Source organism: Pseudomonas sp. GW821-FHT11D10, assembly GCF_058808435.1.
The window spans coordinates 644,181-661,195 of the sequence record NZ_JBXARR010000002.1 but is presented as its reverse complement, the minus strand read 5'-3'; the positions used below and the strand labels follow the sequence as shown (position 1 = coordinate 661,195).

General features: G+C 61.1%; 14 protein-coding genes. 8 read left to right on the top strand and 6 right to left on the bottom strand.

The window, feature by feature from the left end:
* The first annotated feature begins 27 nt into the window (after positions 1-27).
* The 8 genes from atpD to AC1RT4_RS09400 all read left to right on the top strand — a co-directional run bounded on the left by atpD (position 28) and on the right by AC1RT4_RS09400 (position 9,909).
* On the top strand, positions 28-1,404 hold the full coding sequence (gene atpD, locus AC1RT4_RS09435; protein WP_007954162.1) for a F0F1 ATP synthase subunit beta: 1,377 nt from the start codon (positions 28-30) through the stop codon (positions 1,402-1,404).
* 45 nt (positions 1,405-1,449) lie between these two features.
* A complete protein-coding gene (locus AC1RT4_RS09430; RefSeq protein ID WP_007954164.1) occupies positions 1,450-1,875 on the top strand; it encodes a F0F1 ATP synthase subunit epsilon in 426 nt (141 codons plus the stop codon).
* 118 nt (positions 1,876-1,993) lie between these two features.
* Positions 1,994-3,361, top strand: coding sequence for a bifunctional UDP-N-acetylglucosamine diphosphorylase/glucosamine-1-phosphate N-acetyltransferase GlmU (gene glmU, locus AC1RT4_RS09425; RefSeq protein ID WP_493085185.1), 1,368 nt, complete (start codon positions 1,994-1,996; stop codon positions 3,359-3,361).
* A 130-nt stretch (positions 3,362-3,491) separates the two neighbouring features.
* Positions 3,492-4,268, top strand: a complete 777-nt coding sequence (locus AC1RT4_RS09420) for a DeoR/GlpR family DNA-binding transcription regulator (RefSeq protein WP_493085183.1) — start codon at positions 3,492-3,494, stop codon at positions 4,266-4,268.
* Between the two features lie 2 nt (positions 4,269-4,270).
* On the top strand, positions 4,271-6,103 hold the full coding sequence (glmS, locus tag AC1RT4_RS09415) for a glutamine--fructose-6-phosphate transaminase (isomerizing) (RefSeq protein ID WP_493085181.1): 1,833 nt from the start codon (positions 4,271-4,273) through the stop codon (positions 6,101-6,103).
* Positions 6,104-6,175: 72 nt separating this feature from the next.
* The gene (locus tag AC1RT4_RS09410) at positions 6,176-7,102 is read left to right on the top strand and encodes a LysR family transcriptional regulator (RefSeq protein WP_493085179.1); all 927 of its coding nucleotides are present in this window, start codon (positions 6,176-6,178) and stop codon (positions 7,100-7,102) included.
* A gap of 104 nt (positions 7,103-7,206) precedes the next feature.
* Positions 7,207-7,833: a glutathione S-transferase family protein gene (locus AC1RT4_RS09405; RefSeq protein ID WP_493085177.1), complete on the top strand. Its 627-nt coding sequence runs from the start codon at positions 7,207-7,209 to the stop codon at positions 7,831-7,833.
* Positions 7,834-7,878: 45 nt separating this feature from the next.
* Positions 7,879-9,909: a 2Fe-2S iron-sulfur cluster-binding protein gene (locus AC1RT4_RS09400; RefSeq protein ID WP_493085175.1), complete on the top strand. Its 2,031-nt coding sequence runs from the start codon at positions 7,879-7,881 to the stop codon at positions 9,907-9,909.
* Positions 9,910-9,913: 4 nt separating this feature from the next.
* On the opposite strand, the gene AC1RT4_RS09395 is transcribed toward AC1RT4_RS09400, so the two are convergent.
* The 6 genes from AC1RT4_RS09395 to AC1RT4_RS09370 are packed head-to-tail and all read right to left on the bottom strand — an operon-like array spanning position 9,914 to position 17,013.
* On the bottom strand, positions 9,914-11,044 hold the full coding sequence (locus tag AC1RT4_RS09395; protein WP_493085173.1) for a glycosyltransferase family 4 protein: 1,131 nt from the start codon (positions 11,042-11,044) through the stop codon (positions 9,914-9,916).
* On the bottom strand, positions 11,045-12,175 hold the full coding sequence (locus AC1RT4_RS09390; RefSeq protein WP_493085171.1) for a glycosyltransferase family 4 protein: 1,131 nt from the start codon (positions 12,173-12,175) through the stop codon (positions 11,045-11,047).
* Positions 12,159-13,526 carry a glycosyltransferase family 4 protein gene (locus AC1RT4_RS09385; RefSeq protein WP_493085168.1) on the bottom strand — a complete coding sequence of 456 codons (1,368 nt, stop codon included), beginning with the start codon at positions 13,524-13,526 and terminating at the stop codon, positions 12,159-12,161. Before AC1RT4_RS09385 ends, AC1RT4_RS09390 begins: the two co-directional genes overlap by 17 nt.
* Entirely contained in the window at positions 13,523-14,773 is a 1,251-nt protein-coding gene (locus AC1RT4_RS09380) for an ABC transporter ATP-binding protein (RefSeq protein WP_493085166.1), read from the bottom strand. Before AC1RT4_RS09380 ends, AC1RT4_RS09385 begins: the two co-directional genes overlap by 4 nt.
* A complete protein-coding gene (locus AC1RT4_RS09375; protein WP_115079779.1) occupies positions 14,773-15,570 on the bottom strand; it encodes an ABC transporter permease in 798 nt (265 codons plus the stop codon). The genes AC1RT4_RS09380 and AC1RT4_RS09375 overlap by 1 nt, the downstream gene beginning before the upstream one ends.
* Positions 15,571-17,013, bottom strand: a complete 1,443-nt coding sequence (locus AC1RT4_RS09370; RefSeq protein ID WP_493085163.1) for a mannose-1-phosphate guanylyltransferase/mannose-6-phosphate isomerase — start codon at positions 17,011-17,013, stop codon at positions 15,571-15,573.
* Positions 17,014-17,015 lie beyond the last annotated feature (2 nt).

Here is a 17,015-nt window from a genome sequence, read left to right as displayed (position 1 = left end):
CGGTTCAAATATTCAGAGGATCCAGCTATGAGTAGCGGACGTATCGTTCAAATCATCGGCGCCGTTATCGACGTGGAATTTCCACGCGACAGCGTACCGAGCATCTACGACGCCTTGAAGGTTCAAGGCGCCGAAACCACTCTGGAAGTTCAGCAGCAGCTGGGCGACGGCGTGGTTCGTACCATTGCGATGGGCTCCACCGAAGGCTTGAAGCGCGGTCTGGACGTCAACAACACTGGCGCAGCCATCTCCGTACCGGTCGGTAAAGCGACTCTGGGCCGGATCATGGACGTACTGGGCAACCCGATCGACGAAGCTGGCCCGATCGGCGAAGAAGAGCGCTGGGGTATCCACCGCGCCGCTCCTTCCTTCGCTGAACAAGCCGGTGGCAACGAGCTGCTGGAAACAGGCATCAAGGTTATCGACCTGGTTTGCCCGTTCGCCAAGGGCGGTAAAGTCGGTCTGTTCGGTGGTGCCGGTGTAGGCAAGACCGTAAACATGATGGAACTGATCCGTAACATCGCCATCGAGCACAGCGGTTATTCCGTGTTCGCCGGTGTGGGTGAGCGTACTCGTGAGGGTAACGACTTCTACCACGAGATGAAGGACTCCAACGTTCTCGACAAGGTAGCCCTGGTCTACGGTCAGATGAACGAGCCACCGGGAAACCGTCTGCGTGTAGCGCTGACCGGTCTGACCATGGCCGAGAAGTTCCGTGACGAAGGTAACGACGTTCTGCTGTTCGTCGACAACATCTATCGTTACACCCTGGCCGGTACCGAAGTATCCGCACTGCTGGGCCGTATGCCTTCGGCAGTAGGTTACCAGCCGACCCTGGCTGAAGAGATGGGCGTGCTGCAAGAGCGCATCACTTCGACCAAGCAAGGTTCGATTACTTCGATCCAGGCCGTATACGTACCAGCGGACGACTTGACTGACCCGTCGCCAGCGACCACGTTTGCTCACCTGGACGCCACCGTCGTTCTGTCCCGTGACATCGCTTCCCTGGGTATCTACCCGGCGGTAGACCCACTGGACTCGACTTCGCGTCAGCTGGACCCGAACGTGATCGGCAACGATCACTACGAGACCGCTCGTGGTGTTCAGTACGTGCTGCAGCGTTACAAAGAGCTGAAGGACATCATCGCGATCCTGGGTATGGACGAGCTGTCGGAAGCCGACAAGCAGTTGGTAAACCGTGCTCGTAAGATCCAGCGCTTCTTGTCGCAGCCGTTCTTCGTGGCTGAAGTCTTCACCGGTGCTTCGGGTAAATACGTTTCCCTGAAAGACACCATTGCTGGCTTCAAAGGCATCCTCAACGGTGACTACGACCACCTGCCAGAACAAGCGTTCTACATGGTCGGCGGCATCGAAGAAGCGATCGAGAAAGCCAAGAAACTGTAATCCAGGCGCCCGGCAACGGGCGCTAATTTAGGTTGAGGCAATCAGATGGCTATGACAGTCCATTGCGACATCGTCAGCGCGGAAGGAGAAATCTTTTCCGGCCTGGTCGAGATGGTGATTGCGCACGGTGCTCTGGGTGATCTTGGTATCGCTCTGGGCCACGCGCCGCTGATCACTAATCTGAAGCCAGGTCCGATCCGCCTGATCAAGCAAGGCGGGGAAGCCGAGGTGTTCTACATCTCCGGTGGTTTCCTCGAGGTTCAGCCGAACATGGTCAAGGTGCTTGCCGATACCGTGCAACGTGCCGCCGACCTGGATGAAGCTCAGGCTCAAGCAGCTCTCAAGGCTGCCGAAGCTGCTCTGCATGAGAAGAGCGCAGATTTCGACTACGGAGCTGCATCCGCACGTCTGGCCGAGGCTGCAGCTCAGCTGCGCACCGTCCAGCAGATCCGCAAGAAGTTTGGCGGTTAATCCGTCAGCCACTTGTTGTGCGATTGATAAAAAAGGGTAGCCTCGGCTACCCTTTTTTCTTTTCCGACTTTCAAAAACCCGGTCGCAGTTGCTGACCACCCAGGATTGGTAGCCAGTCATGTCTCTTGAAATCGTAATCCTCGCGGCCGGTCAAGGCACCCGCATGCGCTCCGCGCTGCCAAAAGTGCTGCACCCGATTGCTGGTGATTCCATGCTTGGTCATGTTATCCACAGCGCCCGTCAACTTGATCCACAGCGCATTCACGTGGTCATCGGCCACGGCGCCGATGTGGTACGCGAGCGTCTGGCCGCTGACGATCTGAATTTCGTTTTGCAGGACAAGCAACTGGGTACCGGCCACGCCACTGCCCAGGCTGTTCCGTTCATCACCGCCGATACCGTACTGATTCTCTACGGCGACGTGCCGTTGATCGAAGTCGAAACCCTGCAGCGTCTGCTCAAGCACGTTGTACCCGGGCAGATGGGCTTGCTCACTGTCGAGCTGGACGACCCGACCGGTTACGGCCGCATTGTTCGCGACGCCGACGGCAAGGTTGCCGCTATCGTCGAGCACAAGGACGCCAACGAAGCACAGCGGGCGATCACCGAAGGCAATACCGGCATTCTGGCGGTGCCGGCCAACCGTCTGGCGGACTGGATGAGTCGCCTGTCGAACAACAACGCTCAAGGCGAGTATTACCTGACCGACGTGATCGAGATGGCGGTCAGCGACGGCCTGACCGTCGCCACCGAGCAACCGCACGACCCGATGGAAGTGCAGGGCGCCAACGATCGCAAACAGCTCTCCGAATTGGAGCGTCATTACCAGTTGCGCGCCGGTCGTCGCCTGATGGCTCAGGGCGTCACCCTGCGCGATCCCGCCCGGTTTGATGTACGTGGCGAAGTGACCGTCGGTCGCGATGTACTGATCGACATCAACGTGATTCTCGAAGGCAAGGTCGTCATCGAGGACGACGTGGTCATCGGCCCGAACTGTGTGATCAAGGACAGCACCTTGCGCAAAGGCGTGGTGGTCAAGGCCAACAGCCACGTTGAAGGCGCGGTCTTGGGCGAAGGCAGCGATGCCGGCCCGTTTGCCCGTCTGCGTCCTGGCACCGTGCTGGAGGCCCGCGCTCATGTGGGTAATTTTGTCGAGCTGAAGAACGCGCGAATGGGCGAGGGCGCCAAGGCCGGACACCTGACCTATCTGGGCGACGCCGAGATCGGTGCACGCACCAACATCGGCGCCGGCACCATCACCTGCAACTACGATGGCGCGAACAAGTGGAAAACCGTGTTGGGTGAGGACGTGTTCATCGGTTCCAACAACTCGTTGGTGGCGCCTGTGGATATCTCCGCCGGTGCAACCACCGCTGCCGGTTCGACCATCACCCAGAATGTGGATAACGCGCAATTGGCCGTTGGCCGTGCGCGGCAGAAGAACATCGATGGCTGGAAGCGGCCGGAGAAGATCAAGAAGAGCTGAGTTATCCACAACGCTCCAATCACAAAAAGACCGCCGCCAGCGGTCTTTTTTTATGCGCGTCGTCTTGACGATTTACGGCTGATAGGTTTTGATTGCTTCCGTTATCTTTCGAATCGAAACTTAATCAGCCATGTCGAAACGCAACACACCTCAGCGCCGTCACAACATTCTGGCTTTGCTCAATGAGCAGGGCGAGGTGAGTGTGGATGAACTGGCCAAGCGCTTCGAAACTTCGGAAGTTACGATTCGCAAGGATCTCGCCGCCCTGGAAAGTCATGGCCTGCTGCTGCGTCGCTACGGCGGGGCGATCACCATGCCGCAGGAGTTGGTGGCGGACACCAGCCTCAACGTTTCCAAATACAAACAGGCGATTGCCCGGGCTGCGGTCAAACGCATCCGCGAGCACGCTCGCATCATCATCGACAGCGGCAGCACCACCGCCGCCATGATCCCCGAGCTCGGCCAACAGCCGGGGCTGGTGGTGATGACCAACTCCCTGCACGTGGCCAACGCCCTGAGCGAGCTCGAACACGAGCCTGTGCTGCTTATGACGGGCGGCACTTGGGATCCGCACTCGGAATCCTTTCAGGGCCAGGTCGCCGAGCAAGTACTACGCTCTTACGACTTCGACCAGTTGTTTATCGGTGCCGATGGCATCGACCTGGTGCGCGGAACCACCACCTTCAATGAATTGCTCGGCCTGAGCCGGGTGATGGCAGAAGTGGCGCGGGAAGTGATCGTGATGGTCGAGGCCGACAAGATCGGCCGCAAGATTCCCAACCTGGAGCTGCCATGGAGCAGCGTCCATACCCTAATTACCGATGATCGCCTGCCTTCAGAGGCACGGGATCAGATTCAGGCTCGCGGTATCAACTTGATTTGCGCGACTGTCAGTCAGGAGAAATAAGCATGTGTGGAATTGTCGGCGCCGTTGCTGAACGTAATATCACCGCCATCCTGCTCGAAGGCCTCAAGCGTCTGGAATACCGGGGCTATGACAGCGCAGGCGTGGCTGTCTTGACCAACGACGGAACCCTCGAGCGTATGCGCCGGGTGGGCAAGGTCAGTGAACTGGATGCTGCGCTCGCCGAGCACCCACTGGTCGGTCGCCTCGGTATTGCCCACACGCGCTGGGCAACCCATGGTGCGCCGAACGAGCGTAACGCCCACCCGCATTTCTCCGGCGACATCGCCGTGGTGCACAACGGCATCATCGAAAACCACGAAGCGCTGCGTGAACAACTCAAGGCGCTGGGTTACGTGTTCACCTCGGACACCGACACCGAAGTCATCGCCCACCTGCTCACCCACAAACTCAAGGATCTGCACGACCTGACCGTCGCCCTCAAGGCCACCGTCAAGGAACTGCACGGTGCTTACGGTCTGGCGGTGATCAACGCGCAGCAACCTGATCGTCTGGTCGCTGCCCGCAGCGGCAGCCCGTTGGTGATCGGCCTGGGCCTGGGCGAGAACTTCCTCGCCTCCGATCAATTGGCTCTGCGTCAGGTCACTGACCGCTTCATGTACCTGGAAGAGGGCGATATCGCCGAGATCCGCCGTGACAGCGTGCAGATCTGGGACGTGACCGGCAATGCCGTCGAGCGCCAGACCGTGCAGTACAGCGATGGCGCCGAAGCCGCAGAAAAAGGCGAGTACCGCCACTACATGCTCAAGGAAATCCATGAGCAACCGGTCGTGGTGCAACGCACCCTCGAAGGGCGTCTGAGCGAGAATCAGGTTCTGGTACAAGCCTTCGGCCCGCAAGCCGCCGAGCTGTTCGCCAAGGTGCGCAATGTGCAGATCGTGGCGTGCGGCACCAGTTACCACGCCGGCATGGTTGCCCGTTACTGGCTCGAAGAGCTGGCCGGCATTCCGTGCCAGGTCGAAGTCGCCAGCGAGTTCCGCTACCGCAAAGTCGTGGTGCAGCCGGATACCCTGTTCGTCACCATCTCCCAGTCCGGCGAAACCGCCGACACCCTGGCCGCCCTGCGCAACGCCAAGGAACTGGGCTTCCTCGCCAGCCTGGCGATCTGCAACGTCGGCATCAGTTCGCTGGTGCGTGAATCCGACCTGACCCTGCTGACCCAGGCCGGTCGTGAAATCGGCGTGGCCTCGACCAAAGCCTTCACCACGCAACTGGTGGGTCTGCTGTTGCTGACACTGTCTCTGGGCCAGGTACGTGGCACTCTGGCCGATGGCGTCGAAGCCAGGCTGGTCGAAGAATTGCGCCGTCTGCCCACCCGCCTTGGGGAAGCCCTGGCGATGGACAGCACCGTGGAAAAGATTGCCGAGCTGTTCGCCGAGAAGAACCACACACTGTTCCTTGGCCGTGGCGCGCAATTCCCGGTGGCGATGGAAGGAGCCTTGAAGCTCAAGGAAATCTCGTACATCCACGCCGAAGCCTATCCAGCTGGCGAACTGAAACACGGCCCGCTGGCGCTTGTGGATAACGACATGCCGGTGGTTACCGTTGCACCGAACAACGAATTGCTGGAGAAGCTCAAGTCCAACCTGCAGGAAGTCCGCGCCCGTGGCGGCGAACTGATCGTGTTCGCCGACGAAAAAGCCGGTATGACCAACGGCGAAGGCACCCACGTGGTGCAGATGCCGCACATCCACGACATCCTGTCGCCGATCCTCTACACCGTTCCGCTGCAACTGCTGTCGTACTACGTTGCTGTGCTCAAGGGCACTGACGTGGACCAGCCGCGCAACCTGGCGAAGTCGGTGACGGTGGAATAAGTTATCCACAGATGAATCACCCCATAAAATCGCAGCTTCAGCTGCGATTTTTTTATCCGGATCGAGGGCACCATGGATCGCTTCCAGGAAATGCAGGTTTTCGCCATCGTCGCCCAGGAGCAGGGCTTCTCCGCTGCCGCGCGGCGCCTGGGTTTGTCGGCGGCCAGCGTGACCCGGGCGGTGGCGGCGCTGGAGCAGCGGATCGGTACGCAGTTGTTGATCCGTACCACCCGCAGCGTGCATTTGAGCGAAGCGGGTCTGCGTTATCTGGAAGACTGTCGGAGAATTCTCGCCGAGGTGCAGGAAGCGGAGGACTCCGCTGCCGGCAGTCATACCCAGCCCCGTGGGCAGTTGACGGTGACGGCGCCGGTTTTATTCGGCGAACAGTTCGTCACGCCGGTGATGGCGCGTTATCTGACGCAATACCCGGACGTTTCCATCAATGCCCTGTTGCTCGACCGGGTGGTGAACATGGTCGAGGAGGGCGTCGATGTCGCAGTACGCATTGGGGAGTTGCCGGACAGCAATCAGCATGCGATCCGGGTCGGTGAGGTGCGGCGGGTGATTTGTGGTTCGCCGGAGTACTTTGCGATTCATGGCCGGCCGAATCATCCACAGGCCCTGGCCGGGGCGCCGGTGGTGGCGACATCGGCCATCGGCCAGCAGCGCAGTTGGCCGTTCATGGAACACGGTGAACTGATTGGCGTAAAACCGGAGCCACGTCTGGTGGTCACCGCCAATCAGGCTGCGATCACGGCAGCCTCGCTGGGCCTGGGGCTGACCCGGGTGCTGTCTTATCAGGTGGCCGGCAAGGTCGCTTCCGGTGAACTGGAAATCGTCCTCGCCGAGTTCGAACTGCCTGCGCTGCCGATCCACGTGGTGTATCAGGGCGGGCGCAAGGCGCCGGCGCGGGTGCGCAGTTTTGTCGATTTCATGGTGAACGCATTGCGTGAACACCCCGCCCTGAAAAATGCGGCTTTATTTCACCCAAAGAAATAATGGATTGCATTTGCTGGTGATTCTGTTGTTTTCGCGATAGGTGGAAGATAGCTGCCACGGCCGCCGTCCATCCTGAACGGCGCAATCGTTCAGCGGAGTCGACCATGCAAGCGATCAAACTCTACAACTTCCCGCGTTCCGGCCACGCCCATCGCGTCGAGCTGATGTTGTCCCTGCTGCAATTGCCGACCGAGCTGGTGTTTGTCGACCTCGCCAAAGGCGAGCACAAGCAGCCCGGTTACCTGGCGATCAACAGCTTCGGGCAAGTGCCGGCCATTGATGACAACGGCGTGGTGCTGGCCGACTCCAACGCGATTCTCGTTTATCTGGCACAGAAATACGGCAACGGTCGCTGGCTGCCAAGCGATCCGGTCGGCGCCGCGCATGTACAGCGCTGGTTGTCGGCGGCTGCCGGGCCGATTGCCTTCGGACCCGCTGCCGCACGCTTGATCACGGTGTTCGGGGCAAAATTCAACGCCGAGGAAGTCATCACCCGTGCGCACAACTTTCTCAAGGTGATGGATGCGGAACTGGGCAAAACCCCGTACCTGACCGGCGCTGAGCCTACCATCGCCGATGTCTCGGCCTACAGTTACATCGCCCATGCGCCGGAAGGCAATGTGTCGCTGGACGACTACGCCAACGTTCGCGCCTGGCTGGCGCGTATCGAGGCGTTGCCCGGTTTTGTCGGCATGCCGCGCACCGTCGCCGGCCTGCAAACCACCGCCTGACATTGATCATCCACACTGCGCCAACGGTGCAGGGGAGAGGCCGAGATGGAACGTTCACCGTGGCACGCTGGCGAGCAACAGTTGCAGGCCCATGTCGGCGTTGCCGAACGCATGGCGGAATTCGGTCGTAAGGTGATTCGCACCTGGATGCCGGATCAGCACCGTCAGTTCTATCAGCAACTGCCCTTCATGTTGTACGGCGCGGTGGATGCCGAGGGTCATCCCTGGGCCAGTGTGCTGGAGGGCGAACCGGGTTTCGCTCACTCTCCCGAGCCAACGCAACTGCAGTTCGCCAGCTTGCCGGCTGCCGATGATCCGGCGCAGTTGCAGCCTGGCGCCGCGATCGGTTTGCTTGGTATCGAGCTGCATACCCGCCGGCGCAATCGGCTCAATGGCCATATCGGCAGCCTTGGTGCGGACGGTTTTGCGCTGACGGTGGATCAGTCGTTCGGTAACTGCCCGCAATACATTCAGTTGCGCCAGTTTCAGCGGGTGCCTCTGACGGATCCGCAGACCCGCAAGGTTGAACACCGTGACAGCCTCGATGACGCCGCCATTGCGCTGATCGAAAGCGCCGACACCTTCTTTGTCGCCAGTTACGTTGATGTCGAAGGTGAACGTTCAGTCGATGTATCCCACCGGGGCGGCCAGCCTGGTTTCGTACGGATCGAAGGTAATCGCCTGACGATCCCGGATTTTGCCGGCAACCTGCACTTCAATACCCTCGGCAATCTGTTGCTCAATCCCTTGGCCGGGCTGCTGTTCATCGACTTTTCCACAGGCGATATGTTGCAGCTTAGCGGCCGCACCGAGGTGATTCTCGACGCGCCGCAAATCGAAGCCTTTCAGGGCGCCGAGCGTTTGTGGACATTTGAAGTGGAGAAACTGGTTCGACGTCCGGCGGCACTGGCTCTGCGCTGGCGCTTCGACGGTATGTCGCCCACCAGCCTGCTGACCGGCACCTGGGCCCAGGCCGATGCGCGGTTGCAGGCGCAAGCGCTGGGGGATGCCTGGCGTCCGATGCGCGTGACACGGATTGAAAAGGAAAGCCGCCACATCCGCTCGATCTATCTGGAGCCGGATGATGGCGCGGGGCTGCCGGTGTTCCTGGCCGGGCAGCATCTGCCGTTGCGGTTCAACCTCGATGGGGAGGTGCACATCCGAACTTACAGCCTGTCGGGCGCGCCGTCGGATGATTTCTTCCGGATCAGTGTGAAACGCGAAGGGCGGGTATCGACGCACCTTCACGAACAGATTCGCGTCGGCGATGTGCTGGAGGCACGTTCTCCACAGGGTCATTTCACCGTGGCGGCGCTGGAGCGCAAACCATTGGTGCTGCTCGCTGCCGGGGTCGGCATCACGCCGTTGCTGTCGATGCTGCGTGAGGTGGTGTATCAGGGCCTGCGGACTCGGCGGATTCGTCCGACCCTGTTTGTTCAGAGTTCTCGCAGCCTTGCCGACCAGCCGTTTCGCGCGGAGCTGGGTCGATTGCTGGAGGATGCCGGTGACGCCGTGAAGGTGTTGCGAGTGCTCAGCCAGCCGGAGGACGATCTGGTGCAAGGCGAGGATTTCGACGTCCGCGGCCGCATCGATGGCGATCTATTGCGCAATCTGTTGACCGTCGAGGACTTTGATCAGGTTGACTTCGTGCTCTGCGGACCCGGCGGTTTTACCCAGGGGATCTACGACACTTTGCGCGAACTGGATGTGCGGGACGGGCAAATTCACGCGGAAACCTTTGGCCCTTCGACCCTCAAGCGCCAACCCGATCCGGATGCGATCGTGATCGAGCAATTGCCCGCCGCGACCACCTCGGTGCCGGTGGTGTTCGAGCGTTCGGCCAAGGAGGCGCGCTGGCAGCCCGATGGCGGCAGTTTGCTGGAATTGGCGGAAAGCCGCGGCCTGCGTCCGGAATTCAGTTGCCGCGGTGGTTCGTGCGGCACCTGCAAGACGCGGCTGATCAGCGGCGCGGTGAATTATCCACAGCCTCCGGCGGAAGTGCCGGAGGAAGGGCAGGTACTGATCTGCTGCGCGGTGCCAGCACAAAGTGCCCAGCCGCTGGTGCTGGATCTGTAGCGGATCAGGCGTAGGACAACGCCTTTTCCTCCAGCAACTCCTGATACAACTCGGTCCACTTGCGGCCCATTTCATCGGCTGTGAATAACTGCCGGTAGCGGGCCTCAGCCTTGAGGCCCATTTCGGCGGCGCGGACCGGGTTTTCCCACAGGGTGCGCATGGCTTCACGAAACGCCTGTGGATGACTCGGCGGCACCACCAGTCCTGTCTCGTTGTGGATATTGATGTAGCTGGTGCCGGTGCCGATCTCGCTGGAGATCATCGGCTTGCCGTACATCGCGCCTTCCAGCAGCGAAATGCCGAACGCTTCCGAGCGCAGGTGCGACGGGAAGACGATGGCGTAGCTCAGTTGCAGCAGGGCGACCTTGTCTTCATCACTCAGACGGCCAAGGAAATGAATGTTGCGCAGGCCCAACGCAGCGGCCTGGGCGTGCAGTTCCTGTTCCAATGGACCGGCGCCGACGATCACCACCGGATAGTCCACGTCTTTCAACGCGTCGAGCAGGATGTGCAGGCCTTTGTAATAACGCATCACCCCGACAAACAGGAAAAACTTATCCCCAAGCTGCTGGCGCCAGCGGTTCATGCGCTCGACGTCAGGCTGTGGATAACCGGCCTTGTTCAAGCCATAGGGGATGACGCGGGTCTTGTCCTGAAATTGCTGCAACACATCGCTGGTGTGCAGATAGTTCGGCGAGGCCGCGACAATCCGGTCGGCGCTGGCGAGAAAGCGGTTCATCAGCGGGCGATAGAGTTTGAGCAGGTGCTTCTGGCGAATGATGTCCGAGTGGTACGTCACCACCGTCGGTTTTTTCACGCCGCTGGCGAAATGCACCAGGTCCATGAACGGCCACGGGAAGTGGTAGTTGATCACGTCGGCTTCGGCGGCCAGTTCGCGAAACTGCTTGAACACGCTCCAGGAAAAACCGGTGGAGGCGAACTGGATATCCAGTTTTGCCCGATGCACTTCGTGTTGGCCGAGGCGTACCACGGCTGGTTCGGGATTGGCACTGAGAGTCAGCACCTGGCCTTCGATGCCGTGCTGGGCGCCACTCTCGCAGAGTTGAAAGATGACTTGCTCGATACCGCCGACCGAGTCAGGCAGGTACGTCTTGAAAAAATGCAGAACTCGCATTCAACCTCCCATGGCCTGGTGGTAGGCGCCGGCCGTGGCCTGCGCGCAACGCTTCCAGGAAAAAAGCCGTGCCTGCTGCAATCCGGCTTCCCGGCATGCCTGCCAGTGCGCTTGATCATCGATCAGTCGGCTCATCGCATCACGCAGGCCGTCTGCATCGTCAGCTTCAATATAGTTGCCGGCGTCTCCCGCCACTTCCGGCATGGCCGAAGAGCGGGTGAGCACCACCGGTGTGCCGCTGGCCATCGCTTCCAGCACCGGCAGGCCGAAACCTTCATACAGCGACGGAAAAATCAGCGCCCGGGCGCCGGCCAGCAATTGCGCGACTTGCTCATCGGGCAAGTAGCCGAGCAGGCACACGTGCCCGCAAGCCAGTGCCTGCTGCAATTCTTCACTGAACTGGTCGCGCTGCCAGCCGGCCATACCGACGATCAACAGCGGGAAACGCTGGCGCACCAGATCCGGCAACAGCGCGTGGGCGCGCAGGGCCAGGTTCAGGTTTTTGCGCGGCTCCAGGGTGCCGACGCAGAGGAAATACTCCCGGTACTCGACCGCATGGGCCTTGAGCACTGCATCGATGTCTTGTGACTCGCGCGGATGGAAACGTTCGGCGACCCCCAGCGGCGCAACCACGAAGCGCTCGGCAGGCAGTCCGAAATACTCCCGGGCCTCGTCAGCGATGGCTTGCGAGTCGGTCAGAATGATCCGCGCCTGGCGTACGCCGTCGGCGAGCCGCCGCTCGATTTCCCGCAGCCGTGCCGGCGGCTGGGTCTCGGGGAAATGCAGGTGCGTAAGATCGTGCAGGGTAATCACGGTCGGGCCATCGAAGGCCAGCGGCCACAGGCTCGGTTCGTGATACAGGTCGACCGGTTGCGCAGGGCCCTGATCGAAGCGTTTCTGCTCCAGCCAGCGGCGTGCCTGATAGGCGCCGGGGATCTGCCGCAGCAGCGGCGTCAGGCGCGAATAACCGGGCATCGCCGCTTCCGGCAGCTGCGAGCTCCAGCCCCAGCCGTGGAACAGCGCCACCTCGATATCGGTTTCCGCGTGCAAGGCATTCACCAGTTCGGCCACGTAATGGCCGATGCCGGTGCGCGGTGCCTGGAGGATTCGGGCGTTAAGGGCTATGCGCATGTTGCCTCGCTGGCACCTGAGGCGCCTCCAGCACATGTCGCGCGGTACGCTCGGCCAGTTGCGCGCTGGCTTCACGCCAGCCGATCCATTGCCAGTCGCTGACATCGCGGGCGGCGGGGAATCGACCGCTGCGCTCAAAGGTCTGCACCAGATCGGAGAGACTTTGCGGCGATTGCAGATCGAAATACGCCATGAATTCACCGCCGATCTCGCGAAACACCGGGATGTCGCTGCCCATCGCCGGCAGCCCGCGTTGCATGGCTTCCACCAGCGGCAGACCGAAACCTTCGACGAACGACGGAAACACCAGTGCGCTGGCATGGGCGTAGGCGTGTTCGAGGCTGTTGTCGCTCAAGTCGTTGAACATGAACAGGCGTCGGTTCAGCTCGGGATGATGGCGAATCCGGGCAAGCAGCGCGTCGCACTTCCAGCCGATGCGCCCGGCAATGCACAACCGGGCTTTCGAGCCGTTTGCCCAGGCATGGTCGAAGGCATCCAGCAGATAGTCGTGGTTCTTGCGCGGCTCGATGGTGCTGACCATCAGGAACACCGGCTCTGGCGTGGCGAACAGCTGTTGCAGACGTGGTTCGACGGCGGCTTCGACGCTCTGCAGATCCAGCTCCGAACCGAGGTGAAAGTAGTCGAACCAGCGTTTATCAGCTTGGGCCGATCCGAGACGACGTTGCAGCTCTGCACGCACCTGTTCGCGTACCGTGGCGGAAATCGCCATGAAGCCGTCGGCATTCCGGGCGATCCAGTCGAACCACTCGCTGTACACCTCGACCAGCCGCGTGTCGTAAAACTGCGGGTGGGACAGGGGAATCAGGTCGTAGATCACCGCAACGATGCCCACACCATCCTGCTTGAGGCGCTCGGCACGCAGGAAAAAGTCCGAATGCCAGGATGAATCCAAGAGCACCAGTTGATCGCCCGGCTGGTGTTGCAGCGGTTCGCAGCGTTGAGGCAATTGATAGCGATTGACCTGCTCGACCAGTCGCAATGGAATCCCGAATAGACCGAACGAGGTCAGGCGATAGCCGACGTACAACAGGCGTCGTGACAGTTTTGTGCGGCAACGCGTGTCCAGTCGCTGATGCAGTTGCCAGAAGCGATGGGCCAGCCGTTCCAGGCGTTCGCCAAACGTGACGATGGCATTGAACAGCGGCGAATCCAGCGGCGCCAGACGCGTCACACGGTACAGCTTGCCCTTGAGCAGGATGACCGGCGTGCATTCGACACCTTCGGCGCTCGGCGGCAACTGTTTGATGACGTTGCGCACCACCCGCTGAATCCCCGAATTGACCTTCGGGTGTTTGAACACGTGGGTGCATTCGACCAGCAGGCGGGTCATGGCGCACGCTCCGCGAGGCTGTCCGCATGACGAGTGATCGAGGTCCTGGCGCCCAGCCAGGAGCAGCCGACGAAATCTTCCTGACGGTTGTTGATCACGTGGAACACCAGGCCGTAGTCACGCCATTCGAAGTTGCGGTCCAGGTGCGAATCCAGCCGGGACAGGCTCAGGGCCACGGAGTAATTGCCCTTGCCCAGGCCCATGACGAAAGCGAAGCGATAGGTGATGCGCTCGCCTGCGCGCAGGTCTTCCAGCGCCTGGTTCTGACGGTGGGTGTTGATGCCGTACATGGCCTGGCCCAGGCGATCCTTGATCATGAAGCCGAGCACCAGCCGTTCGATGTCCTGGCGGATCTCCACTTCGACTTCCAGCGTCACCGGCTGACCGACTTCGGCGGCGTCAATCGAGCGTTCGCGTTCATCGAGCAGGCGCACGCTGAGGATGCCGGCTTCGCCCGTGCCGGAAACGGTTTGCACTTGGCCACCGGCAAGCGTTTCCTGTCGCACGATCTGACCTTCGCGTTCGGCAAGCAGGGCGTTGTAGTAATCCATGACCGCTTCGGGCTTGTCGTGCATGGCCATGTGGCCGCCTTCGAGCAGGATCGCCGAGTCGCAGATCGACTGGATCGCCGAGCGGTCGTGGGACACGATCAGCAGCGTGGTACCGGCCTTGCGGAAGCTGCGGATGCGGTCGAAGCTCTTGTGCTGGAAGTAGGCGTCGCCCACCGACAGCGCTTCATCGACGATCAGAATGTCGGGTCGGCGCGCGGTGGCGACGCTGAAGGCCAGGCGCATCTGCATGCCGCTGGAATAGGTACGCACAGGGTGATCGATGGCCTCGCCGATTTCCGCGAAGCGTTCGATGTCCGGCATCAATGCTTCGATGTCTTCAACCTGCATGCCCAGCAGTTGCCCGGCCATCACTGCATTCTGCCGGCCGGTGAAGTCCGGGTGAAAACCCATGCCCAGTTCCAGCAGCGCCGCGACCCGGCCTTCGAGCTGAATCTGGCCGCAGGTCGGTTGAGTGGTGCCGGTGATCATTTTAAGCAGGGTGCTTTTGCCGGCGCCGTTGACCCCGACAATGCCCACCGCTTCACCGGGGGCGATCTCAAAGTTCACATCCTGCAGCACCCAGTGCTGGCGATGGCGGATCGGCGAAAACGGAATCAGCCATTCGGCCAGGCGGCTCCAGCGAGTGGGGTACTGCTTGTAGGCCTTGCCCAGGCCGGTAACGCGTATGTGCCCCATCAGAGTTCATCCACCATTTCGCCGACCCGCTGGCGAAACAGGCGCAGGCCGACTGCGCACAGCAACAGGCCGATCACGAAGATCGGCAGCAGCGAACTCCACACCGGCCACTGACCGTAGAGAAACAGGTTCTGATAACTGCCGATCAGATTGGTCAGCGGATTGAGCTGCAACAGGCGCTGCACCCACTCGGGCAGGATGCTCAGCGGGTACACGATCGGCGTCAGCCAGAACCAGAATTGCAGGCAGATGGCGAACAATTGCCCGACATCGCGAAAGAACACGTTGAGCACGCCGAGGATCATCCCCAGCCCCGCGCAGAACAGCACTTGCAGCGCCAGCAGCGGCACCAGTGCCAACAGGGCCATGCCCGGCCAGCGCCCGGTGATCAACAGAAAACCGAGGAACAGGCCGATGATGATCGCGAAGTTGATGCCGGCGTTGAGCAGCACGATCACCGGCAGACACAGGCGCGGGAAGCTGATTTTCTTCAGCAGGTTGGCGTTTTCCAGAAACATGTTCTGGCTGCGCAGGGTGATTTCCGAGAACAGGCCCCAGGTCAGCAGCCCGGCGCACAGGTAGACGCTGTAGGCCATGCCGTCGTCCACGCCGGGCAGACGGGCGCGCATGATGTGGGAAAAGATCACCGTGTACACGATGATCATCGACAGCGGGTTGAGTACCGTCCACAGCGCACCGAACAGCGAATTGCGATACCGCGCTTGAAACTCCCGCTTGACGCTACCGAGGATGAAACCCCGGTAGTCGTGCAGCGAGCGGTACAGGGAAAGCAGCATTCACACCGTCCTGCCGTATTGGTCTTCGAAGCGGACGATGTCGTCCTCTCCCAGGTATTCGCCACTTTGCACTTCGATGATCACCAGGTCGATCACGCCGGGGTTCTCCAGACGGTGCTTGTGACCGGCGGCGATGAACGTCGATTCGTTCTTCGCCACCAGGGTCGTGCCGCTGCCGTTGTTGGTGACCTTGGCCATGCCTTCGACCACCACCCAGTGTTCATTGCGGTGATGGTGCATCTGCAACGACAGTTTGCCGCCGGGTTTGACCACGATGCGTTTGATCTTGAAGCGCGGGCCTTCCTCGAGCACGGTGTAGGTGCCCCACGGACGGCTGACCGTGCGGTGCAGGCGATAGGCTTCGTGGGATTTGTCCTTGAGCTGTTTGGCCACCCGCCGCACATCCTGCGCACGGTCGGCGTGGGCTACCAGTACGGCGTCGGCGGTGTCGATGACGATCAGGTCTTCCACACCGACGGCGGCCACCAGCCGGCCTTCGCTCTGAACGAAGTTGTTGCGGCTGTCGATGAAGATCGCTTCGCCGCTGGCGCGGTTGTTGTCAGCATCGGCCGGCACCAGCGCGGCGACCGCGCCCCAGGAACCGATGTCGCTCCAGTCGAAACCGGCGGGCACTACCACGACTTTTTCCGATCGCTCCATCAACGCGTAGTCGATGGAGATGTCGGTGATTTCGGCGAACAGTTGCGGCGACAGCTCCTGTTGCAGGTAACCCGTGGTTTCCAGCGGTTTGCTGGCGGCCATGCAGGCGCGGGTCTGCTCCAGCAATTCGGGGGCGTGCAGCTCCAGCTCGGCGATCAGGGTCGCGGTGGTGAAGCAGAACATTCCCGAGTTCCACAGGAAGTTGCCGCTTTCCAGATAATGGGTGGCGGTCTGCAGATCGGGTTTTTCCACGAAACGCTGGACTTTGGCCGCGCCTCTGGCATCCAGCGGGGCGCCGGTCTCGATGTAGCCGAAGCCGGTTTCCGGGGCTGTCGGCACCACGCCGAAGGTCACCAGATAACCGTCCTTAGCCAGATTGACCGCGTGTTCGACCGCGCTCTTGAGCGCATCTTCATTGACGATCAAATGGTCGGCGGGCATCACCACCATGACCGCTTCGTCGCCGTGCAGGGCTTGCAGCGAGAGTGCCGCCGCCGCGATGGCCGGTGCGGTGTTGCGCCCGCTTGGCTCAAGCAGGAAGTGCCCCCGATGCCGGGACAGGCGCGCAGCCTGATAGTGATCCTTGCTCTGGAAGTAGTACTCGCGGTTGGTCACCGTGACGATGTCGCCCCAGCCGTCCAGCAGCGCCGCTGCGCGCCGGTAGGTCTTGCCCAGCAGCGACTGGCCGTCGGGCAGGATCATGAACGGCTTGGGATGGCCCTCGCGGGACACCGGCCACAAACGGGTGCCGGCACCGCCGGACAGAATCACGGGGATCAGCATGG